This is a genomic window from Streptomyces barkulensis (genome assembly GCF_002843305.1).
GTDB classification, from domain to species: Bacteria; Actinomycetota; Actinomycetes; order Streptomycetales; family Streptomycetaceae; genus Streptomyces; species Streptomyces barkulensis.
In genome coordinates, this window is the sequence record NZ_PGSG01000104.1 from 1 (window position 1) to 22931 (window position 22931).

Annotated in this window: 22 protein-coding genes; 11 read left to right on the forward strand and 11 right to left on the reverse strand. The window is 73.6% G+C overall.

The annotated features are described in order from the left end of the window. Positions 1-933, reverse strand: a 933-nt coding sequence (locus CUT83_RS21275) for an aspartate aminotransferase family protein (protein WP_101257437.1), incomplete at its 3' end; no start/stop codon positions are given. Between the two features lie 76 nt (positions 934-1009). Continuing rightward, the gene (gene ectA / locus CUT83_RS21280; RefSeq protein ID WP_101257438.1) at positions 1010-1519 is read right to left on the reverse strand and encodes a diaminobutyrate acetyltransferase; all 510 of its coding nucleotides are present in this window, start codon (positions 1517-1519) and stop codon (positions 1010-1012) included. Between the two features lie 669 nt (positions 1520-2188). Here ectA and CUT83_RS21285 point away from each other — a divergent pair. After that, positions 2189-3070: a lysozyme gene (locus tag CUT83_RS21285; RefSeq protein WP_101257439.1), complete on the forward strand. Its 882-nt coding sequence runs from the start codon at positions 2189-2191 to the stop codon at positions 3068-3070. Between the two features lie 153 nt (positions 3071-3223). Continuing rightward, entirely contained in the window at positions 3224-3877 is a 654-nt protein-coding gene (locus tag CUT83_RS21290; RefSeq protein ID WP_101257440.1) for a peptidoglycan recognition protein family protein, read from the forward strand. Positions 3878-3975: 98 nt separating this feature from the next. On the opposite strand, the gene CUT83_RS21295 is transcribed toward CUT83_RS21290, so the two are convergent. Further along, positions 3976-5166 carry a glycoside hydrolase family 12 protein gene (locus tag CUT83_RS21295; protein ID WP_101257441.1) on the reverse strand — a complete coding sequence of 397 codons (1191 nt, stop codon included), beginning with the start codon at positions 5164-5166 and terminating at the stop codon, positions 3976-3978. A 189-nt stretch (positions 5167-5355) separates the two neighbouring features. Then, complete coding sequence (locus tag CUT83_RS29690; protein WP_277347741.1) at positions 5356-5442, reverse strand: maltose acetyltransferase domain-containing protein; 87 nt, start codon at positions 5440-5442, stop codon at positions 5356-5358. Between the two features lie 333 nt (positions 5443-5775). Here CUT83_RS29690 and CUT83_RS21300 point away from each other — a divergent pair, with 333 nt between their 5' ends. The 6 genes from CUT83_RS21300 (at position 5776) to CUT83_RS21325 (ending at position 10234) form a co-directional block, all read left to right on the forward strand. Further along, the gene (locus CUT83_RS21300; protein WP_240958233.1) at positions 5776-6093 is read left to right on the forward strand and encodes an STAS domain-containing protein; all 318 of its coding nucleotides are present in this window, start codon (positions 5776-5778) and stop codon (positions 6091-6093) included. A gap of 106 nt (positions 6094-6199) precedes the next feature. After that, positions 6200-6649 carry an ATP-binding protein gene (locus CUT83_RS21305; protein WP_240958235.1) on the forward strand — a complete coding sequence of 150 codons (450 nt, stop codon included), beginning with the start codon at positions 6200-6202 and terminating at the stop codon, positions 6647-6649. A 42-nt stretch (positions 6650-6691) separates the two neighbouring features. Next, entirely contained in the window at positions 6692-7381 is a 690-nt protein-coding gene (locus CUT83_RS21310; RefSeq protein ID WP_101257443.1) for a maleylpyruvate isomerase family mycothiol-dependent enzyme, read from the forward strand. A gap of 183 nt (positions 7382-7564) precedes the next feature. Further along, the gene (locus tag CUT83_RS21315) at positions 7565-7927 is read left to right on the forward strand and encodes a cupin domain-containing protein (RefSeq protein ID WP_101257444.1); all 363 of its coding nucleotides are present in this window, start codon (positions 7565-7567) and stop codon (positions 7925-7927) included. Positions 7928-7946: 19 nt separating this feature from the next. Beyond that, entirely contained in the window at positions 7947-8240 is a 294-nt protein-coding gene (locus CUT83_RS21320) for a hypothetical protein (protein ID WP_101257445.1), read from the forward strand. Between the two features lie 209 nt (positions 8241-8449). Further along, the gene (locus CUT83_RS21325; protein WP_240958237.1) at positions 8450-10234 is read left to right on the forward strand and encodes a multicopper oxidase family protein; all 1785 of its coding nucleotides are present in this window, start codon (positions 8450-8452) and stop codon (positions 10232-10234) included. Positions 10235-10304: 70 nt separating this feature from the next. On the opposite strand, the gene CUT83_RS21330 is transcribed toward CUT83_RS21325, so the two are convergent. Next, on the reverse strand, positions 10305-10865 hold the full coding sequence (locus CUT83_RS21330; RefSeq protein ID WP_101257447.1) for an NAD(P)H-dependent oxidoreductase: 561 nt from the start codon (positions 10863-10865) through the stop codon (positions 10305-10307). A 110-nt stretch (positions 10866-10975) separates the two neighbouring features. On the opposite strand from CUT83_RS21330, the gene CUT83_RS21335 reads away from it, so the two are divergent. Continuing rightward, positions 10976-11659 carry a TetR/AcrR family transcriptional regulator gene (locus CUT83_RS21335; protein WP_420882470.1) on the forward strand — a complete coding sequence of 228 codons (684 nt, stop codon included), beginning with the start codon at positions 10976-10978 and terminating at the stop codon, positions 11657-11659. A gap of 45 nt (positions 11660-11704) precedes the next feature. Here CUT83_RS21335 and CUT83_RS21340 read toward each other — a convergent pair whose 3' ends face one another. Further along, positions 11705-12337: an MBL fold metallo-hydrolase gene (locus CUT83_RS21340; protein ID WP_101257448.1), complete on the reverse strand. Its 633-nt coding sequence runs from the start codon at positions 12335-12337 to the stop codon at positions 11705-11707. Beyond that, the gene (locus CUT83_RS21345; RefSeq protein WP_101257449.1) at positions 12334-13419 is read right to left on the reverse strand and encodes an S-(hydroxymethyl)mycothiol dehydrogenase; all 1086 of its coding nucleotides are present in this window, start codon (positions 13417-13419) and stop codon (positions 12334-12336) included. Before CUT83_RS21345 ends, CUT83_RS21340 begins: the two co-directional genes overlap by 4 nt. A 353-nt stretch (positions 13420-13772) precedes the next feature. Between CUT83_RS21345 and CUT83_RS21350 the strand changes: the two genes are divergently transcribed. Further along, positions 13773-14606 (forward strand): putative protein N(5)-glutamine methyltransferase, encoded by an 834-nt coding sequence (locus tag CUT83_RS21350; RefSeq protein WP_173915125.1) that lies wholly within the window; start codon positions 13773-13775, stop codon positions 14604-14606. A gap of 100 nt (positions 14607-14706) precedes the next feature. Here the strand turns inward: CUT83_RS21350 and CUT83_RS21355 are convergent, their stop codons facing one another. The 3 genes from CUT83_RS21355 to CUT83_RS21365 all read right to left on the reverse strand — a co-directional run bounded on the left by CUT83_RS21355 (position 14707) and on the right by CUT83_RS21365 (position 20385). Further along, positions 14707-17307, reverse strand: coding sequence for a glycoside hydrolase family 9 protein (locus CUT83_RS21355; protein ID WP_101257586.1), 2601 nt, complete (start codon positions 17305-17307; stop codon positions 14707-14709). A gap of 284 nt (positions 17308-17591) precedes the next feature. Further along, a complete protein-coding gene (locus CUT83_RS21360) occupies positions 17592-18854 on the reverse strand; it encodes an NAD(P)-binding domain-containing protein (RefSeq protein ID WP_101257450.1) in 1263 nt (420 codons plus the stop codon). A gap of 31 nt (positions 18855-18885) precedes the next feature. After that, positions 18886-20385: a carboxylate--amine ligase gene (locus CUT83_RS21365; RefSeq protein ID WP_194074724.1), complete on the reverse strand. Its 1500-nt coding sequence runs from the start codon at positions 20383-20385 to the stop codon at positions 18886-18888. 292 nt (positions 20386-20677) lie between these two features. On the opposite strand from CUT83_RS21365, the gene CUT83_RS21370 reads away from it, so the two are divergent. Then, positions 20678-21847: a glycoside hydrolase family 26 protein gene (locus tag CUT83_RS21370; protein ID WP_101257451.1), complete on the forward strand. Its 1170-nt coding sequence runs from the start codon at positions 20678-20680 to the stop codon at positions 21845-21847. Between the two features lie 116 nt (positions 21848-21963). Here CUT83_RS21370 and CUT83_RS21375 read toward each other — a convergent pair whose 3' ends face one another. Further along, positions 21964-22929, reverse strand: a complete 966-nt coding sequence (locus CUT83_RS21375) for a lipopolysaccharide biosynthesis protein (RefSeq protein WP_194074725.1) — start codon at positions 22927-22929, stop codon at positions 21964-21966. Positions 22930-22931: the final 2 nt, after the last annotated feature.

Here is a 22931-nt window from a genome sequence, read left to right on the forward strand (position 1 = left end):
GGCGGTGACGAAGGCGGGGTTGTTGCCGCGGAAGGTGCCGTTGTGCTCGCCGGGCTCCCACACGTCCAGCTCGGGCCGGAACAGGGTCAGCGCCATCGGCATCCCGTAGCCGCTGATGGACTTGGAGACGGTGATGATGTCGGGGGTGATGCCCGCCTCCTCGAAGGAGAAGAAGGCACCGGTGCGGCCGCAGCCCATCTGGATGTCGTCGACGATCAGCAGCATGTCCTGCCGCTTGCACAGGTCGGCCAGGGCGCGCAGCCACTCGGCCCGGGCGACGTTGATGCCGCCCTCGCCCTGGACCGTCTCGACGATCACGGCGGCCGGCCGGTTCAGACCCGAGCCGGAGTCCTCCAGCAGCCGCTCGAACCACAGGAAGTCCTCGACCTTGCCGTCGAGGTAGCGGTCGAAGGGCATCGGGGTGCCGTGGACCAGGGGGACGCCGGCGCCGGCGCGCTTGAAGGCGTTGCCGGTGACGGCCAGGGATCCCAGCGACATGCCGTGGAAGGCGTTGGTGAAGGAGACGATCGACTCCCGGCCCTTGACCTTGCGGGCCAGCTTCAGGGCCGCCTCGACGGCGTTGGTGCCGGTCGGGCCGGGGAACATCACCTTGTGGTCCAGGCCGCGCGGCCGCAGGACCACGTCCCGGAAGGTCTCCAGGAAGGCGCGCTTGGCCGTGGTGGACATGTCCAGGCCGTGGGTGACGCCGTCGCGCTCGAGGTAGTCCAGCAGGGCGCGTTTGAGCACCGGGTTGTTGTGGCCGTAGTTGAGGGCGCCCGCCCCGGCGAAGAAGTCCAGGTACACATGGCCGTCCTCGTCGTACAGGTAGCTGCCGCGCGCGTACTCGAAGACCCTGGGCCAGCCTCGGCAGTAGCTGCGCACCTGAGACTCCAGGGCGTCGAAGACGGAGGTCTCGGCTTCGGTGATGGCCATGATGGTGTGCTCCTCGGTGGATGTGGTGCCGGGCGGCGTGCCGCCCGCACGCGGGCGGACCGGGCCGGACGGCGGGTCAGGGCCGGACGGCGCGGGGCAGCGGTCCGATGCGGTACAGCACCTCGGGGCCGTGGCCGTCCGGGAAGAGTTCCGCGCCGAACAGCGCCTCGCGCTCCAGCGCCGCGCCGTGCCGCCGGGCGAAGAGTGTGAACAGCCGGTCGGAGGCGGTGTTCCCCGGTGCGACGGTGGCCTCCAGGCGCCGGATCCCGCGCGGGGCCGACCGGGCGGCCAGGTGGTCCAGCATGGCGCCGGCCAGTCCGCGTCCGCGGTGGTCCTCGTCCACCGCGATCTGCCAGACGACCAGCGTGCCGGGCCTGTCCGGGCGCAGATAGCCTGTGACGAAGCCGACGGGCGCACCGCGCTCGCCGCGCGCCACCGCGGAGGTCCGGGCGAAGTCCCGGAACCACAGCAGGTAGCTGTAGGAGGAGTTGAGATCGAGCACGCGGGAGTCGCGGGCGATGCGCCACACGGCGGCACCGTCCTCGACACCGGGTGTCTCGATCAGGGGTTCCGTCTGCGTCGCCATGGCTTCACCTCCACCGCGGCCGGCGTCCGATGCCCCGGCGGCTTTCACCGAACGGAATCGGCCGCCGGGAGCCCGGTACCGCCGGGCGCGGATTTCACGGAGCAGTCACCTGCGCTGTCGGACGGTCTTTCCGGTGCGCGGGGCAACTGGCCGGACTGTCTGCCCTGTTCGGCGGGCTTCCCGCGCTTTACGGCACCCACCGAAAGTTACTCCGGTGACTTCCGGGCGGCCACCGAAGGATTTCCCGCCTTTCCCCGCGCCGAGCCGGATGCAGTGGGAAAACAGCGGAAAGACTTGTCCGGCCGGCCCCGAAGCCCAGCCCAAAGGTCACCCGAACGGCGGAACGCACAGCACCGCGGCGCGGGCCTCCCCGCCTCCCCGGCCCGGGACGCCCACCGGGGGCGGCATCCGCTTTCGCGCCGTGAAAGTTTCCGCCGGGCGCGGCCCGTCGGCGCAGCTCGCACCCGGCGGCAGAGGTCGAGACCACAGAGAGTGCCTGGAGCGTCTTTACAGGGCGACCGCCCACATGCGTCACTTATGACACGTGCACGTCAAGAAAGGCGCGCCGGCGCGGTCGCGCCGGCGCGCTCGTCCGCACCGACGGCATCACCCAGCACCTCCTCCCCTCCCCCCACCCCCGCCTTCACCGAGCGCCAGGAGGAAGCCATCATGCGCCCGCACAGACCCCTCTCCCCCCACCGCCGGCAAAGAACCACCGTGGTCGCCGTACTCGCCGCCGTACTCGCCCTGCTGACGGCCACGGCGGGCACGGCCGCGGCGGCGCCTCCGCCCGCCAAGGAGCGCCTCAAGCCGGGCACGGCGTTCATGGGCGCCGGCCACCGACTCCACGAGGGCGCCGGCGCGCGGGAGGAACCGCCGCTGGGGGCCGCGTCCCACACCAGCGGCGTGCAGGGGATCGACGTCTCGCACTGGCAGGGCGCCATCAACTGGACCTCGGTGCGGAACTCGGGCATTCAGTTCGCCTGGATCAAGGCGACCGAGGGCACCAGCTACAAGGACTCGCGGTTCAACACCAACTACGTGGCGGCGTACAACGCCGGCGTGATCCGCGGCGCCTACCACTTCGCGCGCCCCGACGTCTCCGGCGGATCGACCCAGGCGGCCTACTTCGCCTCCAACGGCGGCGCGTGGTCACGTGACAACAGGACCCTGCCGGGCGTCCTGGACATCGAGCACAACCCCTACGGGGCGATGTGCTACGGCCTGTCCACCACCCAGATGCGCGCCTGGATCAACGACTTCTACAACACCTACAAGGCGCGCACCTCGCGCGACGTGGTGATCTACACGACCGCGGGCTGGTGGAACACCTGCACCGGCAACTGGACGGGCATGTACAGCAAGAGCCCGCTGTGGGTGGCGCACTGGACCTCCAGCGAGACTCCGACCATCCCCGGCGGCTTCCCCACCTGGACGGTGTGGCAGTACACCAGCACCGGCTCGGTCGGCGGCGTCTCCGGGAACGTCGACCGCAACAAGTTCAACGGCTCCAGGGACCGGCTCCTCGCCCTGGCCAACAACACCCCGTAACCCCACGGAGCGGCCGAACCGACCCGGCCGGCCCCACCGCACGGTGGGGCCGGCGTCCGGGCCCGCCCGTCCCGTCTCCCGCCCCGTCCCCGTCCCCGTACAGCCCGTCACCCGCGGCCCGCGTGCTCCGCGCGGCTCTTTTGAGGAGCGACCTTGAACGGTGAGAAACCACTGCGCCGCCGTCTGCTGATCACCGGTGCCGCCGGGCTCGTCGCCGCCGGCGTGCCGGCGGGCACCGCCCGGGCCTCGGGCACGATCGAACCCGACGTCGACAGCACCTCGGAGTGGAACGCGCGGCCGCCCCGGGGGAACGTCACCGTTCTCGGGTACCGGCCGGACCGGATCATCGTCCACCACACGGTGAGCGCGAACACCTCCGACCTCTCCCGCGACCGGGCCCACGCGCACGCCCACTGGGTCCAGGACCTGCACATGGACGACAACGGCTGGATCGACACCGGCTACCACTTCGCCGTCAGCCGGGGAGGCTGGATCACCGAGGGCCGGCACGGCAGCCTGCGGACCCTCACCGGCGGCACCTCCTTCGTGCTCGGCGCGCACACCTCCGGGCAGAACGACCGTGCCGTCGGCATCGCCTGCGAGGGCGCTTACCACGCGGGCGCGGTGCCGCCGCAGGCCCAGTGGGAGGTGCTGGTGATCCTGTGCGCGTACGTGTGCGAGCGGTACGGCATCGCGCCCGCGCGGATGTACGGCCACAAGGACTACGACACGGGCACGCTGTGCCCCGGGGTGCTCCACGACATGCTGCCGCGGCTGCGCGACGAGGTGGCGGCGCGGCTGGGCTGAGGGCGGCCGGACCGAACGCGGCGCGGGGCCCGGACCGCCCCCTGTGCGGTGTGCGGTCCCGGGCCCCGCGTCGCTCTACCGTGCCCGCCGCGCGCGGCTCACTTCACCGTGCAGACGGTGCCGTTGAGGGTGAACCGGGTCGGCTCGCCGGGCGTGCCCCCCGAGTGGGTCCCCTGGAAGCCGAACGACTGGGTGCCGCCCGGTTCGATGTTCCTGTTGTGCTCGACCGGACGGGCCGTCACCGTGCCCCCGCTGGAGGAGAGCGTGGCGTTCCAGGCGCTGGTGACCGACTGGCCGGCGGGCAGGGCGAAGCTCATCTCCCAGCCGCTGATCGCGGTGGAGCCGGTGTTCCTGACGCCGACGTCGGCGGTGAAGCCGTTCGACCAGGAGTTGGTGGTGTAGGTGACCTCGCAGGCGCCCGGCTCACCGCCCGGCCCGCCGTCGTCACCGCCGCCACCGTCACCGCCACCGTCGCCACCGCCGCTGCCGGTGTTGACGGCCGCGGAGAAGGAGTCGACCGCGAGACCGGCGCCGTTCTGCCAGGGCTCGAAGCCGGCCTGGACGCTCGTCAGGTACCACGAGCGCTGGGCCATGCCGCGGGCGACCGTCTCGTCGACGAAGTCCATGACGTCGAAGCTCATGCTCCGGACCGCGGAGGGGGCGATGAAGGAGATGACGTCGTTGGAGCCGTTGCTGCCGGTCCACACCTCCCAGCTGCGGCCGCCGACGTCCGCCGTGCCGACGCGGGAGCCGATGGGCTGGATCGGGCCGACCCGGTTGAGCCAGATCATGATCTCGGTCCGGTTGACCCCGTCCTTCTTCGGCGTCGGGTCGAGCCAGATGTCGTACGAGGCGTTGTAGACCGCGTTGTCGACGTAGGTGTAGGAGATGCTGCTGGGCGCGCTGCCGATCGAGCTGACCTGCATCGGCAGGTTGGTGCCCGGGGAGCAGTTGGTGTAGTGGCAGCCGTAGAAGACCGAGGGGTAGGACTTGGGCGCCCCGTCGGTCGGGACGGAGCCGTCGGCCTGGGCGAGCCGGAACCCGGTGCCCGTCACGTCGATGCACTGGGTGGCGCTGGTGCCCCAGCGGTTGTTCTGCACCACGTACTTGCCCTGGATGGTGGTGCTCCCGTACTGGTCGCAGATCCGCTCGTCGGCGCGGGCGGTCTGCGCCGTGGCGGTCAGGGCCGTCAGGGCCCCCGCGAGCAGCAGGAGCGCCAGCAGTACGGCGCGTATCCGGGGCAGGGAAAGGAGGGGGGTGCGCAGGGGGGTGCGCAGGGGGGAAGCCATGCTGTCCTTTCGGCAGGAGCGGGGCGGGGAGCCTCTGGGAGCGCTCCCATCACTGCGCGGCGGACTCTATGACCACCCAAGGGACATGACAAGACGGACGGCACCCTCGACTTCCCTCCCCACCCCCGGATCTCCGCATCTCGCCGCCTGTCGTGAGCAACCGGGCATTCGCTCCCCTTCGAACCGTTCCTACGACAGGCCGTGCTCGGCGGCCAGTTCGGGATCGTCGGCGAGGTAGGGCTCCCCGGCGAGCATGCGCTCCTTGTGGCTGGTCACGGCATCCCTCCGCTCGGCGGCACACCGCCAGACCGCCCAGGAACCCCGCCGGCGTCACCCGCGCGCCCGAACCGGTCAGCGGCGCCCCGGTTCCGGCCCCGGCCGGCACCGGGGCGCCTCACGCCCCGCCCGGCTCACCCGGACGTGCGCACGGGCCGGGATTTGGGACAACGATGGTGGCGCGGCGGCTCCAGGTGTGTGACCGTGGGGGAAGCCGCCCCACGGTCCGGCCGGGGGGGGCTCCTTTGCCCGCGCCGGCCGGGCACCGCCGAACCGCCCGATCCGGAAGACACCTCGGCCGGCACGAGCCGATCCACCCCGGAAGGGGGTCGAATGGCCATGCGCACCCTGTCCGTCGCCGTCACCCGCCAACACGACACCGTCGTCCTGCACCCCCGGGGTGATGTCGACCATGACAGCGCGCCGGCCCTGACGGGCGTCCTGGAGGAGATCGACCGGCCGTGGCGGAGCCTGGCGGTCGACCTGTCGAGCGTCCCCTTCATGGACTCCGCCGGTCTGCACGCCCTGCTCTCCCTGGAACGCCGCTGCCGGGACCGCGGGGTTCCCCTGACCCTGACCGGCGTCGGCGAACAGCCCGGCAGGCTGCTGGAACTGGTGGGGCTGGCCGGGTTCTTCACCGTCGCCCGCTGACCGCTCCTCCCTCTCCGGGCCGCGCCCGGGCCCGCCCGCGGCAGTGGATGCGGCGGGCCCGGGCGACACCGGCGTATGGTGTGGGCCTACAGCGGGAAGACGCACCATGGACACCGCTGTGTTGACTGGGGGACCGGCGATGGAACTGCTGAGCGAGGGTTTGGGGGCTCCCCATTTGCGCGCCGACTTCGAGGGCCACTCCGGCACCATCGCCCGGGCTCGTGACGCCGCCGACGCCTTCCTGACGAAGCTGGCGGGCACCGAGCCGCCCGCCGGGGAGCGCTCGCACGACGACGTGCTGCTGGTCGTCTCCGAACTGGTCACCAACGCCGTACGCCACGCGCCCGGTCCGCTCACCCTGTGCCTGGCGTTCGCCGAGGGCCGCGTACAGATCACCGTCCGCGACGGCGACCCGGCCCCGCCCAGCCCCCGTCAGGCCGACCTGAACAGCGGCGGGGGCGGCTTCGGCTGGTCCATCGTCGAGCGGATCGCCGACCGGCTCAGCGTCCACCCGCTGCCGGACGGCAAGGAGATCCACGCCTTCCTCCCGTGGTGAAACCGGCCCCGGGACGCCCGGGGCCGGGCTAGATTCCCGGCCATGGACTCCGCCCGCCTGCTCACCCGGACACAGCACGAACTCCAGGCCTTCCGGGCCTGTCTCGACGGGGACCTGAGCGCCCCGGTGGAGCACTGCGGCGGCTGGACGCTGCGCGATCTGGCCGAGCACCTGGGCGTGGGCAACCTCTGGGCCGCGGCGGCCGTGACCGAGGGGCACGGTGACCACCGGCCCGCGGTCCCCAGGGATCCGGCGGCACTGGCGGAATGGTTCGACCGGACGTGCTCGGTCCTGCTGGACGCCCTGCGGGCCGACCCCTCGGCACCGGCCTGGACGTTCCACCCCCCGCGCACGGTCGGCTTCTGGCGGCGCCGCCGCTGCATGGAGACCCTCGTACACCGGTGGGACGCCGAGAACGCGCTCGGCGCGGCCCGCCCGCCCGACGCGGAGACGGCCGCCGAGGGCGTGGCGGAGGTGTTCGACACCATGGCTCCGCGCCAGTTGGCACGGGGGCGCGCGGTCCCGCCCGGGCAGGCCGTACGCCTGGTCTCCACCGACACCGGCGCGTCATGGGTGCACGGCCCCGGCGCCCCGGTCGCCACGGTCTCCGCCACCGCCGCGGACCTGCTGCTCATGCTGTGGGGGCGCGTCCCGGGGGACGACGGACGGCTCGTGTGGGAGGGCGACCGCGCGGCCGGCCTACGGGTCCTGGAGGGTCCGCTGGTCCCCTGACCGGACCTGCGCACACGGGTCCGCGCACGGACCGTGCCCGGACCGTGTACGGGGGCGGCCGCCGGCCTCGGTGGCGACGGCCCGGCCGCTTCGCCGGATTCCCGAAATCCCCGCTCCTCACCGTTTCCCTGCCGCGCCTCACGCGCGCATCATGGACATATGGCGTGAAACGGAGGTTCAGCCATGCTGGAAGTCAAGACCATCGAGAAGCCGGACGAGCGGCGCGACTTCCCCCGTGGCCACCTCGAAGCCCTCCACCTCACCGGGCTGGACTTCGCCGTGGCCACGTTCGAGCCCGGCTGGCGCTGGTCGGAGTCGGTGGGCCCGATCGCCGGAACGGAAAGCTGCCAAATCCACCACAACGGCTACGTGGTGCGCGGGCGGATGCGGCTGCGCATGGACGACGGCCAGGAGGCCGAGGTCGGGCCGGGCGACGTGTTCGTCTGCCCGCCGGGGCACGACGCCTGGGTCGTCGGCGACGAGGCGGTCGTGGCGTACGACTTCGCCGGCGCCATGGCGGAGGAGTACGCCAAGGCCCGCGAGTGACCGTCACAGGAGGAGTCCCATGACGTTCGTACAGCTCATCGAGTACGAGACGACGCACGACAAGGAGATGATGGATCTCTGGAACCAGTGGATGCGGATGACGGAGGGCAAGCGGACCCTCTCCCGCGAGCTCCACGGACAGGACCGCGAGAACTCCACCCACTACGTGGACATCGTCGAGTTCCCCTCGTACGAGCAGGCGATGAGGAACAGCGAGATGCCCGAGACGCAGCGCGTCTCCGAGCAGATCCGGGGGCTGTGCAGCAAGGAGCCCCGCTTCGTGAACCTGGAGGTGGTCGACGAGATGTCCTGAGTCCCCGACCGCACCGCCGGCGGGCCCGGGCCCGCCGGTTCTCCGTGCCCGCACCCTCCCGGAGCCGCGCGGTCCGCGGGAATCCATGTTTTTGTTCGCGTATGCGGCGAATCACGGATTTTTACCCGGACAGTCCATATACCGGCCCTTCTTTCCCGGAGATGATCACGGGTGCCCAGCCATCCGCGACCCCGAGGGAAAGACAGACCGTGGACAGAAGACGTTTCATCCAGGCGAGCTCGCTGACCGGGGGCGCGCTGCTCCTGTCCGGGCCCGGTACGGCGCCGCCCGCCGCCGCCCGGGAGGCCGCCGCACTGCCGCCCCTCGACGACCCTCTCTACCGCGAACCGGTCGCCGACCCCGCCGCCGTCCCCCGGTTCACCGACCCGCTGCCCCGCCCGTCACGCGTCGACGCGCTGGGCGGAGGCGACCGGACCTTCGTGATGGGCCCGGCGCGCCAGGACCTCCTGGGCGGCGGGCTGGGTCTGACCACACCGGTGTGGGGCTTCGGGGCGCGCGGGCGCCACGGCGGCGGCCTCGCCTCCGGGGGCCCGGCGCAGGTGTCCTACCCCGGCCCCACCATCGTGGCCCACCGGGACCGGCCCGTACGGGTGCACTGGATCAACGACCTGCCCCACCGGCACCTGCTGCCGGTGGACACCACGGTCCACTGGGCCTTCGCCGGCACCGGCCGCACCATCGAGCGCGACGGCGTACCGGCCGTGGTGCACCTGCACGGCGGGCACACCGATCCGGACAGCGACGGCCACCCCGACGCCTGGTACACCCCCGGCGGCGCCGTCGGACCGCGCTTCGACGGCACGCGGTTCCACTACGACAACAGCCAGGAGGCCGCCACCCTCTGGTACCACGACCACACCCTCGGCATCACCCGGCTCAACGTCTACGCCGGGCTGGCCGGCTTCTACCTCCTGCGCGACTCGCACGAGCTCTCGCTCATCGAGGACCACCGGCTGCCCTGCGGGCCGTACGAGCTGGAACTGGTGGTCCAGGACCGCATGTTCCACCCGGACGGGCGGCTGGCCTACCCGGACGTCCCCGCCGACTCGCCCGACTGGCCGGGCGGGCCCTCGGTGCGGCCCGAGTTCTTCGGGCAGGTGATCCTGGTCAACGGCAAGGCGTGGCCGTATCTGGACGTGGAGCCGCGCCAGTACCGGCTGCGGCTGCTCAACGGGTCGAACTCGCGCTTCTACCGGCTGTCGGCCGGCGGAGGGTGGCCGTTCCCCGTCACCCTGATCGGGACCGAGCTCGGCTTCCTCCACCGGCCGCTGCCGCTGGACGGGCCGCTGGTGATCGCCCCCGGCGAGCGGGTGGACCTGGTCGTCGACTTCCGGGGGCTGGAGGGCGAGGTCCACACCCTGACCAACGACGCGCCCACGCCCTTCCCCTACGGCGACCCCGTGGCCCCGCCCGCCGACCAGGTGATGCGGTTCCGGGTGAACCGGCCCCGCGACGAGCGGGTCCCCGAGCCCCGGCTGCCGCGGACGCTGCGCCGCGCCCCCTTCCGGATCTCCAGGCCCCCGGCCCGGACCCGCCGGCTGCTGCTGTCCGAGGGCACCGACGAGTTCGGCAGGCTGAAGCCGCTGCTGGGCACCGTGGAGCGGGGTCCGCTGGAGTGGTCCGAACCGGTCACCGAGGATCCCGGGCTGCACACCGCCGAGATCTGGGAGGTCTTCAACGCCACGCCCGACACACACCCCATCCATCTGCATCTGGTGCGGTTCCAGGTGCTGGACCGGGCGCCGTTCACCGCCGACCGGGATCCGCAGACCGGGGCGCTGTCCGACATCGAGATCGGGCGACCGCAGCGGCCGGACGCCACCGAGCTGGGGCCGAAGGACAGCGTGTCGGCTCCGCCCGGCCAGGTCACCCGGATCAAGGCGTTCTTCGACAGGCGCGGCCTGTACGTCTGGCACTGCCACATCCTCGAGCACGAGGACCACGAGATGATGCGGAACTACCGGGTCCGCTGAACCGCGAAGCGGTACGGGAGGGCCCTCCGAAACCCGGAGGGCCCTCCCGTACCGCGCCCGCGCGGTACGGTCAGGCGGCGGACGGCGCGGCGGCGGCCGAGACCCTGCCGAGGACCTCGACGAGCTGCCCGGCGATCTCGGCGTCGTCGGCCGGGTGGGCCTCGGCGAAGCGCACGACCGAGTTGGGGATGGAGAGCTTCACGTCCTCCAGCACGGTGGCGCCCGCGATCCCCGCGGCCTTGCGGGTCTCGTCCTGCGCCCACACGCCGCCGTACTGCCCGAAGGCGGTGCCGACGACGGCCACCGGCTTGCCGGACAGGGCGCCGGCGCCGTAGGGGCGGGAGAGCCAGTCGATCGCGTTCTTCAGCACGGCCGGGATGGTGCCGTTGTACTCGGGCGAGAACAGCAGGAAGGCGTCGGCTCCACCGGCCACCTCGCGCAGCCGCGCGGCCTCGGCGGGCACGGAGCCCTCGACGTCGACGTCCTCGTTGTAGAAGGGCAGGTCGCCCAGGCCCTCGTGGACGGCGATCTCGACGCCCTCGGGGGCGTGCTTCACGGCCGCCTCGGCGAGCTGGCGGTTGTGCGAGCCGGAGCGGAGGCTGCCGACGAGGGCGAGGATGCGGACGGACATGGCGTCTCCTGTGGGGATCGGGAGGGGTGGGGCGGTAAGCGGACCGTGGTCCGCATACTTTCTAGCACGCTAACCGGACCGTGGTCCATTTTCTTCCCCCGGGGGGTACGCTGAGTTCTGTGACTCCGATCGCGCCGCCCGACGACGAACAGGGCCACCCCGGGCAGACAGCCGAGCAGGCGGCCGGGCAGGCGGCCGGCCAGCCGCTGCTGCCGCTGGCCGGCCAGACGCCTCCCATGCGCGCGGACGCGGCCCGCAACCGGACCCGTCTGCTGGAGGCCGCCGCCCGGCTGGTGGCCGAGCGGGGCCCCGAGCATCTGACCATGGAGGCCGTCGCGGCGGCCGCCTCCGTCGGCAAGGGGACCGTCTTCCGGCGCTTCGGCGACCGGGGCGGCCTGCTCATGGCCCTCCTGGACCACTCCGAGCGTCTCTACCAGGAGTCCTTCCTCACCGGCCCCCCGCCGCTGGGGCCCGGGGCGCCCCCCGTGCGGCGGCTGGAGGAGTTCGGCCTCGCCACGCTCAGGCACCTGGCCGCCCACCGGGCCCTGCTGCTGGCCGCCGAACCGGAGGCGTGCAGGCGCTTCGAGCCCCCGCCCCGCCGTCTGGTCCTCACCCACCTCACCACGCTGCTGCGCGAGGCCGGCGCCGGCGGCGACGCCGAGCTGCTGGCCCACACCCTGGCGAGCCATCTGGACGTCGCGCTGCTGCACCACCTCACCCAGCGGCGCGGCATGCCGCTGGAGCGTCTGGAGGCCGGCTGGCTCGACCTGGTCGCCCGTATCACCCGCACCTGAGCCGCCGGGCCGGCCCGCACCTCCCTGCTCGTGCAGGCAGCGGGCTCAGTGGCCCCGGTCGATCCACTCCTGGAGGTGGGGCGCCTCGGCGCCGATGGTGGTGGACTCGCCGTGGCCGGTGCGCACCACCGTCTCCGGCGGCAGGGTGAGCAGCCTGTCGCGGATGGAGTCGATGATGGTCGGGAAGTGCGAGAAGGACCGCCCCGTGGCTCCGGGGCCGCCGGCGAAGAGGGTGTCGCCGGTGAAGACCGTGCCCAGCGCCGGGGCGTACAGGCAGACCGCGCCGGGCGCGTGGCCGGGGGTGTGCAGCACCGTCAGCCCGGTTCCGGCGACGGTGAGCGTCTGCCCGTCGGCCAGCTCCCCGTCCGGCGCCCGGCCGGGGTGGGTCAGGTCCCACAGCGGCCGGTCGTCGGGGTGGAGGAGGACGGGCGCGCCGGTGGCCTCGGCCAGGGCCGGAGCGGCGCCGATGTGGTCGTCGTGGGCGTGGGTGCACACGACGGCGGTCAGCCGCCGCCCGCCCAGCGCGCGGGCGATGGCGTCGGCGTCGTGGGCGGCGTCGACGACCAGCGCCTCGTCCTCGTCGCCGACGATCCAGACGTTGTTGTCCACCTCCCAGGTGCCGCCGTCCAGGGAGAAGGTGCCGGAGGTGGTCAGATGGTCGACACGTACGGTGCTCACAGGGACACCACCGAGCGCAGCACGTCGCCGGCCACCATGCGGTCGAACGACTCCTCCACCCCGTCCAGCGTGATGGTCTCGCTGACGAACGCCCCCAGGTCCAGCCGGCCCTGGAGGTAGAGGTCGATGAGCATGGGGAAGTCGCGGGAGGGCAGGCAGTCGCCGTACCAGGAGGACTTCAGCGCCCCGCCGCGGCCGAAGACGTCCAGCAGCGGCAGCTCCAGCCTCATCTCGGGGGTGGGCACCCCCACCAGCACCACCGTCCCGGCCAGGTCCCGGGCGTAGAAGGCCTGCCGGTAGGTCTCGGGGACGCCGACGGCGTCGATGACCACGTCCGCGCCGAACCCTCCGGTCAGCTCCCGCACCGCCTCCACCGGGTCACTTCCGCGGGAGTCGACGGTGTGGGTGGCGCCCAGCTTCCGGGCGGTGGCCAGCTTGCGGTCGTCGATGTCGACGGCGATGACCCGCGAGGCCCCGGCCAGGTTGGCGCCCATCACCGCCGCTCCGCCCACCCCGCCGCAGCCGATGACGGCCACGCTGTCGCCGCGCTGGACGTTCCCGGTGTTCAGCGCGGCGCCGAGGCCGGCCATCACACCGCAGCCCAGCAGGCCTGCGACGGCCGGCGACGCGGCCGGGTCGACCTTGGTGCACTGCCCGGCGTGGACCAGGGTCTTGTCCGCGAACGCCCCGATACCCAGTGCGGCGGTCAGCTCGGTGCCGTCCTCCAGCGTCATCTTCTGCGCGGCGTTGTGGGTGGCGAAGCAGTACCAGGGCCGCCCGCGGCGGCAGGCACGGCACTGCCCGCACACCGCCCGCCAGTTCAGGACCACGAAGTCGCCGGGTTCCACCTCGGTCACGCCCTCGCCGACCGACTCCACCACGCCCGCGGCCTCGTGCCCCAGCATGAACGGGAAGTCGTCGGAGATGCCGCCCTGGCGGTAGTGCAGATCGGTGTGGCACACCCCGCACGCCTGCACCTTCACCACCGCCTCGCCGGGGCCGGGGTCGGGCACCACGACCGTCTCGACGGTGACCGGCTCGTTCTTCCGCCGGGCGATGACCGCCCGCACCTTCTGTGACACGTCTTCGCAGCCTCTCCTGTGTTCCAGCGTCCTGGGCCCGTCTCGGCGGCGGGCCCCAGGTCCATCGCTACCCGAACCTCCCCCGCCGACCCACCGACCCGCCGCACGTCCCGCGACGGATCCGCGGGCGGGCCACACGGGCGGGCCCCCGGGCGGGCCCCGGGCAGAAGCCGCTCCCTGGGGCCGACCGCGGTGCTGTAGGGTTGCCGCTCCGCGACGCGGTGCGACGCGAGGGGGGTGGGACCGGTCGACGCCAGGTCAGGCAGGGCTCTCTCGTCCCCCGGTCCCGCGAAGGCGCCGGGGACCGGCGCGGGTGACCGCGAGAGCACCCTTCGGCATCCCGAAAGGCTCTCATGTCTCATCCCACTCCCTTCCCCGCTTCTTCCATCACCTCCGCCCTGCCCGCCGTCGCCGCCCGGCTGCGGGCCGCGGGCTGTGTCTTCGCCGAGGACGAGGCGCGGCTGATGCTGTCCGCCGCCCGTGCCCCCGATGAGCTCGCCGCCATGGTGGAGCGCCGGGCGGGCGGTCTGCCGCTCGAACACGTGCTGGGCTGGGCGGAGTTCCGCGGCCTGCGCATCGCGGTGGAGCCCGGGGTCTTCGTGCCCCGCCGCCGTACCGAGTTCCTCGCCCGGCGGGCCGCGGCGCTCGCCGGGCGCCGGCGCGGCGCCGTCGTACTCGATCTGTGCTGCGGTTCGGGCGCGGTGGGCGCCGCGGTGGCGGCGGCCGTGGAGGGGGTGGAGCTCCACGCCGCCGACGTCGACCCGGCCGCGGTGCGCTGCGCGCGCCGCAATCTCGCCCCCGCCGGGGGCCGGGTGTACGAGGGCGATCTGTACGCCCCGCTGCCCGCGTCGCTGCGCGGCCGCGTCGACGTGCTGGTCGCCAACGCGCCCTACGTCCCCACCGGTGAGATGGGGCTGCTGCCCGCGGAGGCCCGCGAGCACGAGCCGCCGGTGGCGCTCGACGGCGGGCCGGACGGGCTGGGCGTCCAGCGGCGGGTGGTCGAGGAGGCGCCGCGGTGGCTGGCGCCGGACGGACGTCTGCTGGTGGAGACGGGCGGGCACCAGGCGCCGCGGACGGCGCAGGCCGTCGCCCGGGCCGGTCTGGTGCCGGAGACGGTCGTCTGCGAGGAGCTGTACGCCACCGTCGTCCTCGGCTCCCCGGCCGGCGACGGGCTGCGGCAGAGCTGACGACGGAACTGACGGGGAGACTGACGGCGGAGGGCCGGGGCGCCCGGTGCGGGCGCCCCGGCCCTCCGGTCGGGTGGCGTGCGGCCGAAGGTGCGTCAGGTCACTTGACCGTGCACGCCTTCCCGTTCAGGGAGACGGCGTCCGGGTCGGCCGCCTGGCCGCCGGAGGTTCCGTTGAAGCCGAAGCTCACGGAGCCATTCGCCGGGATGGTGCTGTTCCACTGCGCCGGCTTGGCGACGACGTCCCGTCCGGTCTGGACGACCTGGGCGTTCCACGCCTGGGTGATCCTCTGGTCGTCGGCGAAGGACCAGGTCAGCTCCCAGCCGCTGAGCGTGTCGGTGCCGGTGTTCTTCACCGTCACGTTGCTGTTGAAGCCGCCGTTCCACCGGTTGGATGAGTAGGTGACCTCGCAGGAGGGCGTCTCGCCCGGGTCCTCGCCCGGGTCCTCGCCGCCGTCGCCGCCCTGGCCGAGGTCGTCGAGGTAGGAGGCCACCCAGGCCAGCGGGGCGTTCCAGTTGATGGTGATCTCGTTGGTGGCCCAGGACTCGATGTGGTCGATGTAGCACATCGCCGGGGCGCAGCCCTGGAGCTTGTCCTGGGCGATCGGGTCCTGGATCTCGACGTTCGGGCCGCCCGCGACGGAGCCGGGCGCCGGGTTGGGCAGGTCCGGGTCGAGCTGGTTGGCCCAGAACCGGTGGTGCTGGTTGCGCGAGTCGCGCTCGCCGTAGCCGGTGACGTAGGACTGGTTGAGCGGGTTGCGGCCCAGCAGGTAGTCCATGCCGCGCAGCACCGCGTCGCGGTAGGCGGCTTCGCCGGTCAGGTCGTGCGCGGTGGCCAGGACCACCATGTTGTTGAGGACCTGGCTGTTGGAGCCCCACACGTAGTGGTTGTCCTGCGGGGCGTAGGGCACGCCGTAGGCGGCGCCGCGGGAGTCGGCGGCGTAGCCGTCGGCGGCCTCGGTGACCATGGCGCGTACGCCCTGGAGCTGGGCGTCGGTCATCTCGTTGGGCACGGTGGCCAGGCTGAGCGCGCCCAGGCCGGCGGTGGCCCCCCAGGACATGCCGCCGCGCGGGAAGACGGCGTCGGTGTCACCGTGCAGCGGGGAGTCCATGACCTCCTGACGGTAGGTCTCGTTGCCGGTGGTGACGAAGAGTTCGGCCGCGGCCCAGTAGAACTCGTCGGTCACGTCGTCGTCGCTGTAGGCGCCGCCGCCGGTGCCGTCGTTCGGGTCGGCGAGCATGTCCGGGTGCGCCTTGGCGGCGGTCCAGGCGGTCTCGGCGGCGTCCAGGCACCGCGCGGCGAAGTCCGCGTCGTAGGGCTCGAACAGGCGGGCGCACTGGGCGGCGGTGGCGGCCACGTTGAGGGTGGCGGCGGTGGACGGCGCGTGCAGCTCGCGCGGCTGCGGGTCCTGGTGCGGCAGCAGCGGCAGTCCGGTCCACTCCCTGTCGTGGATCTTGTGGTGCGCCATGCCGGCGAGTTCCTCGCCGGCGGGCACCATCATCCGCATCAGGAAGTCCATCTGCCAGCGGGCCTCGTCCAGTACGTCCGGGACGCCGTTGCCGCGCTCGGGGACGCGGAGCTTCCCGTCGCCGAGCGCGGCGCCGTCGGCGCCCTCGGCGGTGAGGGTGCGCTCGTAGTTGGACATCACCTGGGCGACGGAGATGCCGCCGTTGACGACGTACTTGCCGTGGTCACCGGCGTCGTACCAGCCGCCGGAGACGTCCAGGGTGTAGTCGCACAGGCCCTCCTGGCACGGGACCTCGGTGTCGCCCTGGTTGGGCGCGGCGCCGACGTGTCCGGCGGGACGGGCGTACTCCTCGCCCACCAGGTCGGCGTCGATCTCGATGCCGCTGCGGTTGTGGTAGAAGTACGCCAGCGCGTCCGAGCGCAGCTGCGAGTACAGGTCGTCGCCGATGTCGAAGGGCTCGCTGGTCTCGCCGTCGACGGTGACGGTGTAGCCCTCGCCCGCCTCGGTGAAGTCACCGAAGTCGAAGGTGTGGACGTTCTGGCGCGAGGTGGGGTCGACGCCGGCGGGGGTGGTGGTGCCGGAGGCCTTCTCGGTGCCGTCGGCGTCCTTGAGCGTCCAGGTCAGGGCCGAGGTCTTGTCGGTGACGAAGGTGCCGTTCTTGGGCCCCTCGGTGAGATAGCCGACCTGGTTGACGCGCACCGGCGAGCCGGTGTCGGGCTCGTAGACGGGCGGCTCGGCGCCGCCGGTGAGCGAGACGTCGTCCACGCAGAAGGTGTACGCCTGCTCGCTGCCGCCGATCTGGAAGGCGAGCTGGGCGGCCTCGTGGTCGGCGCCCGCGGTGAAGACGTGGGTGAAGGTCTTCGCCTCCGCGCCGACCTGGTCGGCCGAGGCGTGCTCGGTGGTCCAGGGTTCGGCGGCCATCTGGACGTTGGTGCGGACGGTGATCGGCTCGGTGGCGCTGGCGGTGAAGCTCAGCTCGTAGCCCTCTCCCGCGGCGAGCGGAAGGTCGTTCTGCCCGACGATGGCGTCCCAGGGGTTCTCCGTGCCGGCGGGCACCTCGGCGCACAGCCGGCCGTCGACGACCTCGCCGGGGCTGTTCTCCGTCCACCACCAGCCGGTGGTGCCGTTGGAGAAGTCGCCGTTGGTGATCAGTTCGGGCCCGTCCGCGGCCGCGAGGGCGGGGGCGGTCAGGGCGCCGGCCAGCAGTCCGGCGGCGGCCACGGCGCCCAGCAGGCGGCGCCTGCCGCGGCGCGGGCGGCCCGTCGCCCGGGGCTGAGGGGGCGGATGAGGTGTCACAGTTCGGTCCTTCCGGCGTGGGGAAAACGGACGGGGCGACGCGACGGCATGACGAGCTGCGCCCCACAACACCTGGGAGCGCTCCCATAGATCGTGGGGTGCATGACAGAAAGCGTCAAGACATCGGACGCCACCAACGGATTCCCGCAACCGGGCGGACCGCCGGACGCGAAGGCGCGTTCCCGGGCCCGCGGCGGCGCGCGGGCCCGGGAACACACGGCTCAGCCCAGGGTCACCGTGTCCCGGGCGCCGGCCGAGCGCCGACTGCCGGGCACCGGGGCGCCGCGGCGCCCGCCCAGCCGGCGCCGGACCCCCCGCACCAGCCGTTCCGCCGTGAAACCGGCCCCGTAGACGAACCGCATGGACGGGCCGAAGGACGGGGCCGTCAGCAGCCCGGCGAAGAACAGGCCCGGAACCGAGGACTCGAACCGGCCGTCCACCTCGGGCGCCCGGCCGGTCCCCGCCAGCCGCAGGCGGTTGCGCACATACGGGTCCAGCAGGCCCAGCCGCCCGATGTCCGGGACGAACCCGGTGGCGGCCACCACATGGTCGGTCTCCAGGGTCGTGGCCGCCCCCTCGGCCGTCTCCAGGCTCAACCGCACTCCCCCGCCCGCCGGGACGGCCGCCCGCAGCCGCTGGCCGAGCAGCACCGGGATCCGGCTCTCCACCCGGTCGCGCAGCCACCAGGCCCCGGCCGGGCCCAGCGCACGGTCCACGATCCGGGTCCGCAGCGCGCCGGGCAGCCGGCGGACCACCCAGGGCTTCTCGGACCACACCCAGCTGGGCCAGCCCGTGCCCAGCCCGCAGTGCGGGTCGATCAGGGAGCGCAGCGCGGAGCGCTCCAGGGGCTGGGGCGGGGTGTTCCAGGAGACGCCGCCGGCGCGGGCCACCACCCGGGGGCGGGCGCCGCACTCGGCCAGCAGGGCCGCGGTCTCCAGGGCGGCCTGCCCGGCGCCGATCACCGTGACGTCCCGGCCGCGGAAACGCGACAGGTCCCGGTGGTGGCTGCTGTGCGTGACGAGTTCGCGGGGCAGTGCCCGCAGCGGCTCGGGGCGGTGGACGAAGGGCATCACGCCGACGGCCAGGGCCACGGTCCGCGTCAGGATCGCCTCGCCCGCCCCGGTCTCCACCAGGAAGCCCTCCGTCCGGGGGCGCACGGAGACGACCGTCTCCTCCTCGACCGACGGCACGGCCGAACGCCCGAACCACAGCCCGTACTCGGTGAAGACGCCGATCGGCAGCGGGTTGCCGTGCTCGGCGCGCAGCCCCCGGGAGGCGCAGTAGGCGGCCAGGGTGTACTCGCCGGAGGGGTCGGACAGATTCGAGGACCAGGGCTCGGACTTGAGGAACATCCCCTCGGGCATGTGGTCACGCCAGGAGGCCATCGGGCGGCCGAGGACGCGTACCCCGATCCCGGCCGCCGCCGCGTGGGACGCGATCGACAGTCCGTAGGGGCCCGCGCCCACCACTACCAGGTCGTACATGGTCGGTCACCGTTCTCTCGTCGTGGGGTCGTCATGCCGTGGGGTGTTCGGTGGTGCGCAGGTCAGCCGGGGTCCGGGGCGCGCCGAGGGGTGCCGCGGCCGCGCCGGCCCGGCCGCTGCTGCCGCCCGCGCCCTCCGGTGCCGGCACGCGGACCGCCGGCCGCCCCGGACGCAGCAGGCGCCGTGCCAGGCGCACCGCGGTCTTGCGCCCGCCCTGTCCGAGCCAGGAGGCGGCCATGGCGAGGAAGGGCGCCGGGTCGTCCGCCGCGAACCAGGCGGTCTCCGTCTCCCGCGGCCGGCTCCTCCCCTCCCCCGCGTCCTCCCCGCCGCCCGCGCCGCCCGCGCCGCCCGCGCCGCCCGTGCCGCCCGCGGCAGCCGAGCGGCCGCGCCGGGCGGAGGTGAGCGGCACTCCTTCGGAGGGCAGTGCCGCCAGCGAGGACAGCAGGGCGTAGTTCTCCGCGACGAAGAGGCGGCCCGGTACGGGGTCGGCCGGGGCGGCGGTCCGGCCGGTGAGGTCCAGGTGCAGGGCCCGTACGACGTCCAGCCCCGAGCGGTCGGTGAACAGGCGGAACTGCGCGCCGGGACGGGGGTTGAAGTCCAGCAACCGGTAGGTGCCGGTGGCGGTGTCGAACCGGAAGTCCAGGTCGAGGATGCCCCGGTAGTCCAGGTGCTCGGCCAGCAGCCCTGCCGCCCGCTCGACCTCGGGGTTCGGCAGCCAGCGGCCGACCGCCGTGAGGCCCGCGCCCAGCGGCCAGGAACGCTCCTTGCGCCCGGCCCCTCCGGCGAGGCGGACCGCGCCGCCGGTGAAGCAGCCGTGGAAGAACCAGTCGGTGTCGCGGCCGCCGGGCACGAGCCGCTGGAGCAGCAGCCGGCTGCCGGCCTCGCCGCTGCGCCGGTACAGGGCGCGTGCCTGCTCCTCCGTGGTGACCACGGTGGTGCTGCGCAGTGTGCCGCCCTGGGGCAGCAGCCAGGGGCGGCTCCACTTGGCGATCAGGGGCAGGCCCAGCTCCCGGGCCGCGGCGGCGGCCTCGCCGGCGCTGCGCGGGCTCACGGTCGGCGGGTGCGGGATGTCCAGTTCCGCGCACATGGCGGCCAGGCGGGCCTTGTCGGCCACCCGCTGCGGCAGTTCGGGCGGCTGTTCGGGCAGCAGGAAGCGTCCGGCGAGCCGGCCGGCGAGCCGGGCCGCGGCGATGGCCCCCATGTCGTCCATGGGGATCAGGACGGCGGGCCGTCCGATGCGGTCGGAGATCTGACGGAGCATCCGCTCCAGCCGGCCGTCCGACGCTCCGCCGGCGGCATCGACCGTCTCTCCCGTCCGGTGGGCGCCGCGGACCCCGTCCGCCGGCAGTTGGTGCCCCTGCCGCAGGTAGCGGGAGCGGCCGATGGGGCAGTGCGGCGACTCGACGACGGCGTGGACCTCGACACCGGCGCGCCCCAGGGACCTGATGGCCCCCAGGGTGCCGTGGTGGAAGGGGTTCCGGTCGAGTCTCAGCAGCAGTACGGGTACCTCGGTGTCGAACGGTGGCGACATGGTGCGCAGTCCTCGGCGTTCCTCGGGGGTTTTCCTTGCGTTTTTCTCTGGTGTTTATCCGACGTTCTCCGGCGTTCCGCCGACGGTCTTACCGGGCGCCGGCGCGGTGCCGTGGCCGACGCCACCGAATTCCTCCCGACGCTGGGCCGGGCGGGCGACGAAAACAGCGAACGGGTTATCAGAAAGCAGCCTGGCGGTTCATTTGAGGGATTCTCCGATTAGTGTCTCGGAAAAGACGCGCAGGGCCGGGGAGAAAGAGCAGGCCGTTCTGGCGACGCAGCAAGGAGGCACGATGCCCCATCGAAACCCCCGACCGGGAAGAACCGGCCGGCACCGGAAGCCCGCGGCGCCCGCCCGGCGCCGCAGACTGACGACCGCGTGCGCCGGGGCCGTCCTCGCCGGAGCGCTGGTGGCGGGCGGCGCCGTGGCGACCGGCACGTTCGGGGACGGCGACGGGCCCCGCCCGCCGGACGGGGCGGGCTCCTCCGTGGCCGCCGGCGCCTTCCTCGGGTCGGGTTCGGACGGGGTGCGGCGGATCACGGAGCTGCGGGAGTGGCTCGGCGGTGCGGACCTGCGGGTCGGCCACACCTATCTGCCGGGCGACACCTGGGAGCGCATCGAGAGCGACCCGTACTTCCTGCGCCCCTGGGCCGAATGGCGGCGCGCCGACCCCGACCGGCTGTTCGTGCTCAACGTGCCGATGCAGGCGCGCAACGAGGCCGGCGTCCCCGACCACGAGGTGCGCGAACTGCTCGCCCGAGGCGCCCGGGGCCGCTTCGACCACCACTTCCGCACCCTGGCCGGGCATCTGGTCTCCGCGGGGGTGCCCGACACGGTGATCGTGCTGGGCTGGGAGATGAACGGCACCACCTACACCCACCGCTGCGCTCCGGATCCGCAGGCGTGGAAGGCGTACTGGAGGCGCATCGTCAACGCCATGCGGTCGGTGGACGGGCAGAGGTTCCGCTTCGATTTCGCGCCCAGCCGGGGAAAGGACGCGATCGGCTGGACCGAGTGCTACCCGGGTGACGACGTGGTCGACATCATCGGCATGGACTCCTACGACCAGCCGCCCGGCGAGACGTTCGACGACCAGGTGAACCAGCCCTACGGCCTGCGGCATCAGGTGGATTTCGCCGCCGCGCGCGGAAAGCGGATCTCCTATCCCGAATGGGGGCTGTTCCGCAGGGGCGACAACGCCGAGTACATGCGCCGCATGCTGGACTGGATCGACGAGCAGAAGCCGCTCTACCACACCATCAGCGACTACTGTCCGCACGGCGTGTGGCGGTGCGAGGAGAACCCGAAGTCCTCCGCGGTCTTCCGGGAGAGGATGACGCCCGGCGCCTCGCGGCCGGGGCGGAACCGGCCGGAGATCTGCGTGGACCTGGGCGACTGGCTGGGCGGCTGGTTCGGCGACCGGCGGCTGTGCGTCACCCTCTCCTGGGCGAGAAGGCCCTAGGCGAGGAGGCCCTGGACGACAGGCCCCCGGGCGGCCGGGGGCCGGAGCGCACACCTCCCGCCCCGCCCCGGCCGGTACGCCCGCCGGCCGGGGCGGGGTACGGGGTGTGCGGCGGGTCACCGGGCGGACCGCCGGCCCAGTTTCCGCCGCTCCTCCGGCGTCCCGTCCCCGGCCGCGTCCTTGCCCAAGGGCGCGGAGACGGACGCCGCCGCCGCTGCCGCCGCCTTGGCCGCGGCCTTGACGGCGGGTGCGGGGACCCCGGAGTCGGCTGCGGGCGCGGCCTGGGCGGGGGGCACCGCGGAGGGTTTCGAAGGAGATGGTTTCCACGGGGAGGGCGCGTCGGCGGCAGGCACCGGCGACTCGGCACGGGCGCCCCGGTTCGCGGCCCCGGCGGGGGCCGGTACGCCGGCGGGGGCCGGTACGCCGGCGGGGACCGGGGCGCGGCGGCTCCTGGGAGCGGCCAGGAGCGCGAGGCCGCCGACGAGCCCGCCCGCGCAGACACCCACCGCGACGGCGAGCGGCACCGAGGGCGAGGCGGGTTCGGTGGGGTCGAACGCCGGGGCGAACAGCGACAGCCGCACCCCCGTACTGCTCGTGGCCTGGTTCCCGGTCCTGGTCAGGGCGTTGGCCACCGCGTTGGAGGCGGCCGCGGCCGGGCCGGGGCTGGAGGCGGTCCCGGTGATCTCCACCATGGGCGCGTCCGGGGAGGTGGCCGACCGTACGGCGTCGCGCAGTTCCTCCACCGGCATCCTCGCCGCCGCCCTCGCCTCGGCGAGGACGGCGCTGTCGGTGGCGACGCGGCCGTACGCCTGGGCGAAGCCGAGGGCGGTCGCCGAGTCCGCCCCGGGGCCGGGCACCACGACCACGTAACTGGTCGCGGTGTAGCGGGGCGTGGCGAGCAGGCCGTACGCCGCTCCGCCGGCCAGTCCCAGCAGGATCCCCAGTGCCAGCGGCCACCAGGCGGGCAGGGAGGACGGCCGCCACGGCGGCGAGAGGCGGGCGAGCGGGCCGGTGCGGCGCGGCGGTGCCGGCGGTCGGGGCGGTTCGGTCGTGCGCGGCTCGGTCGTGCGCGGCTCGGTCAAGG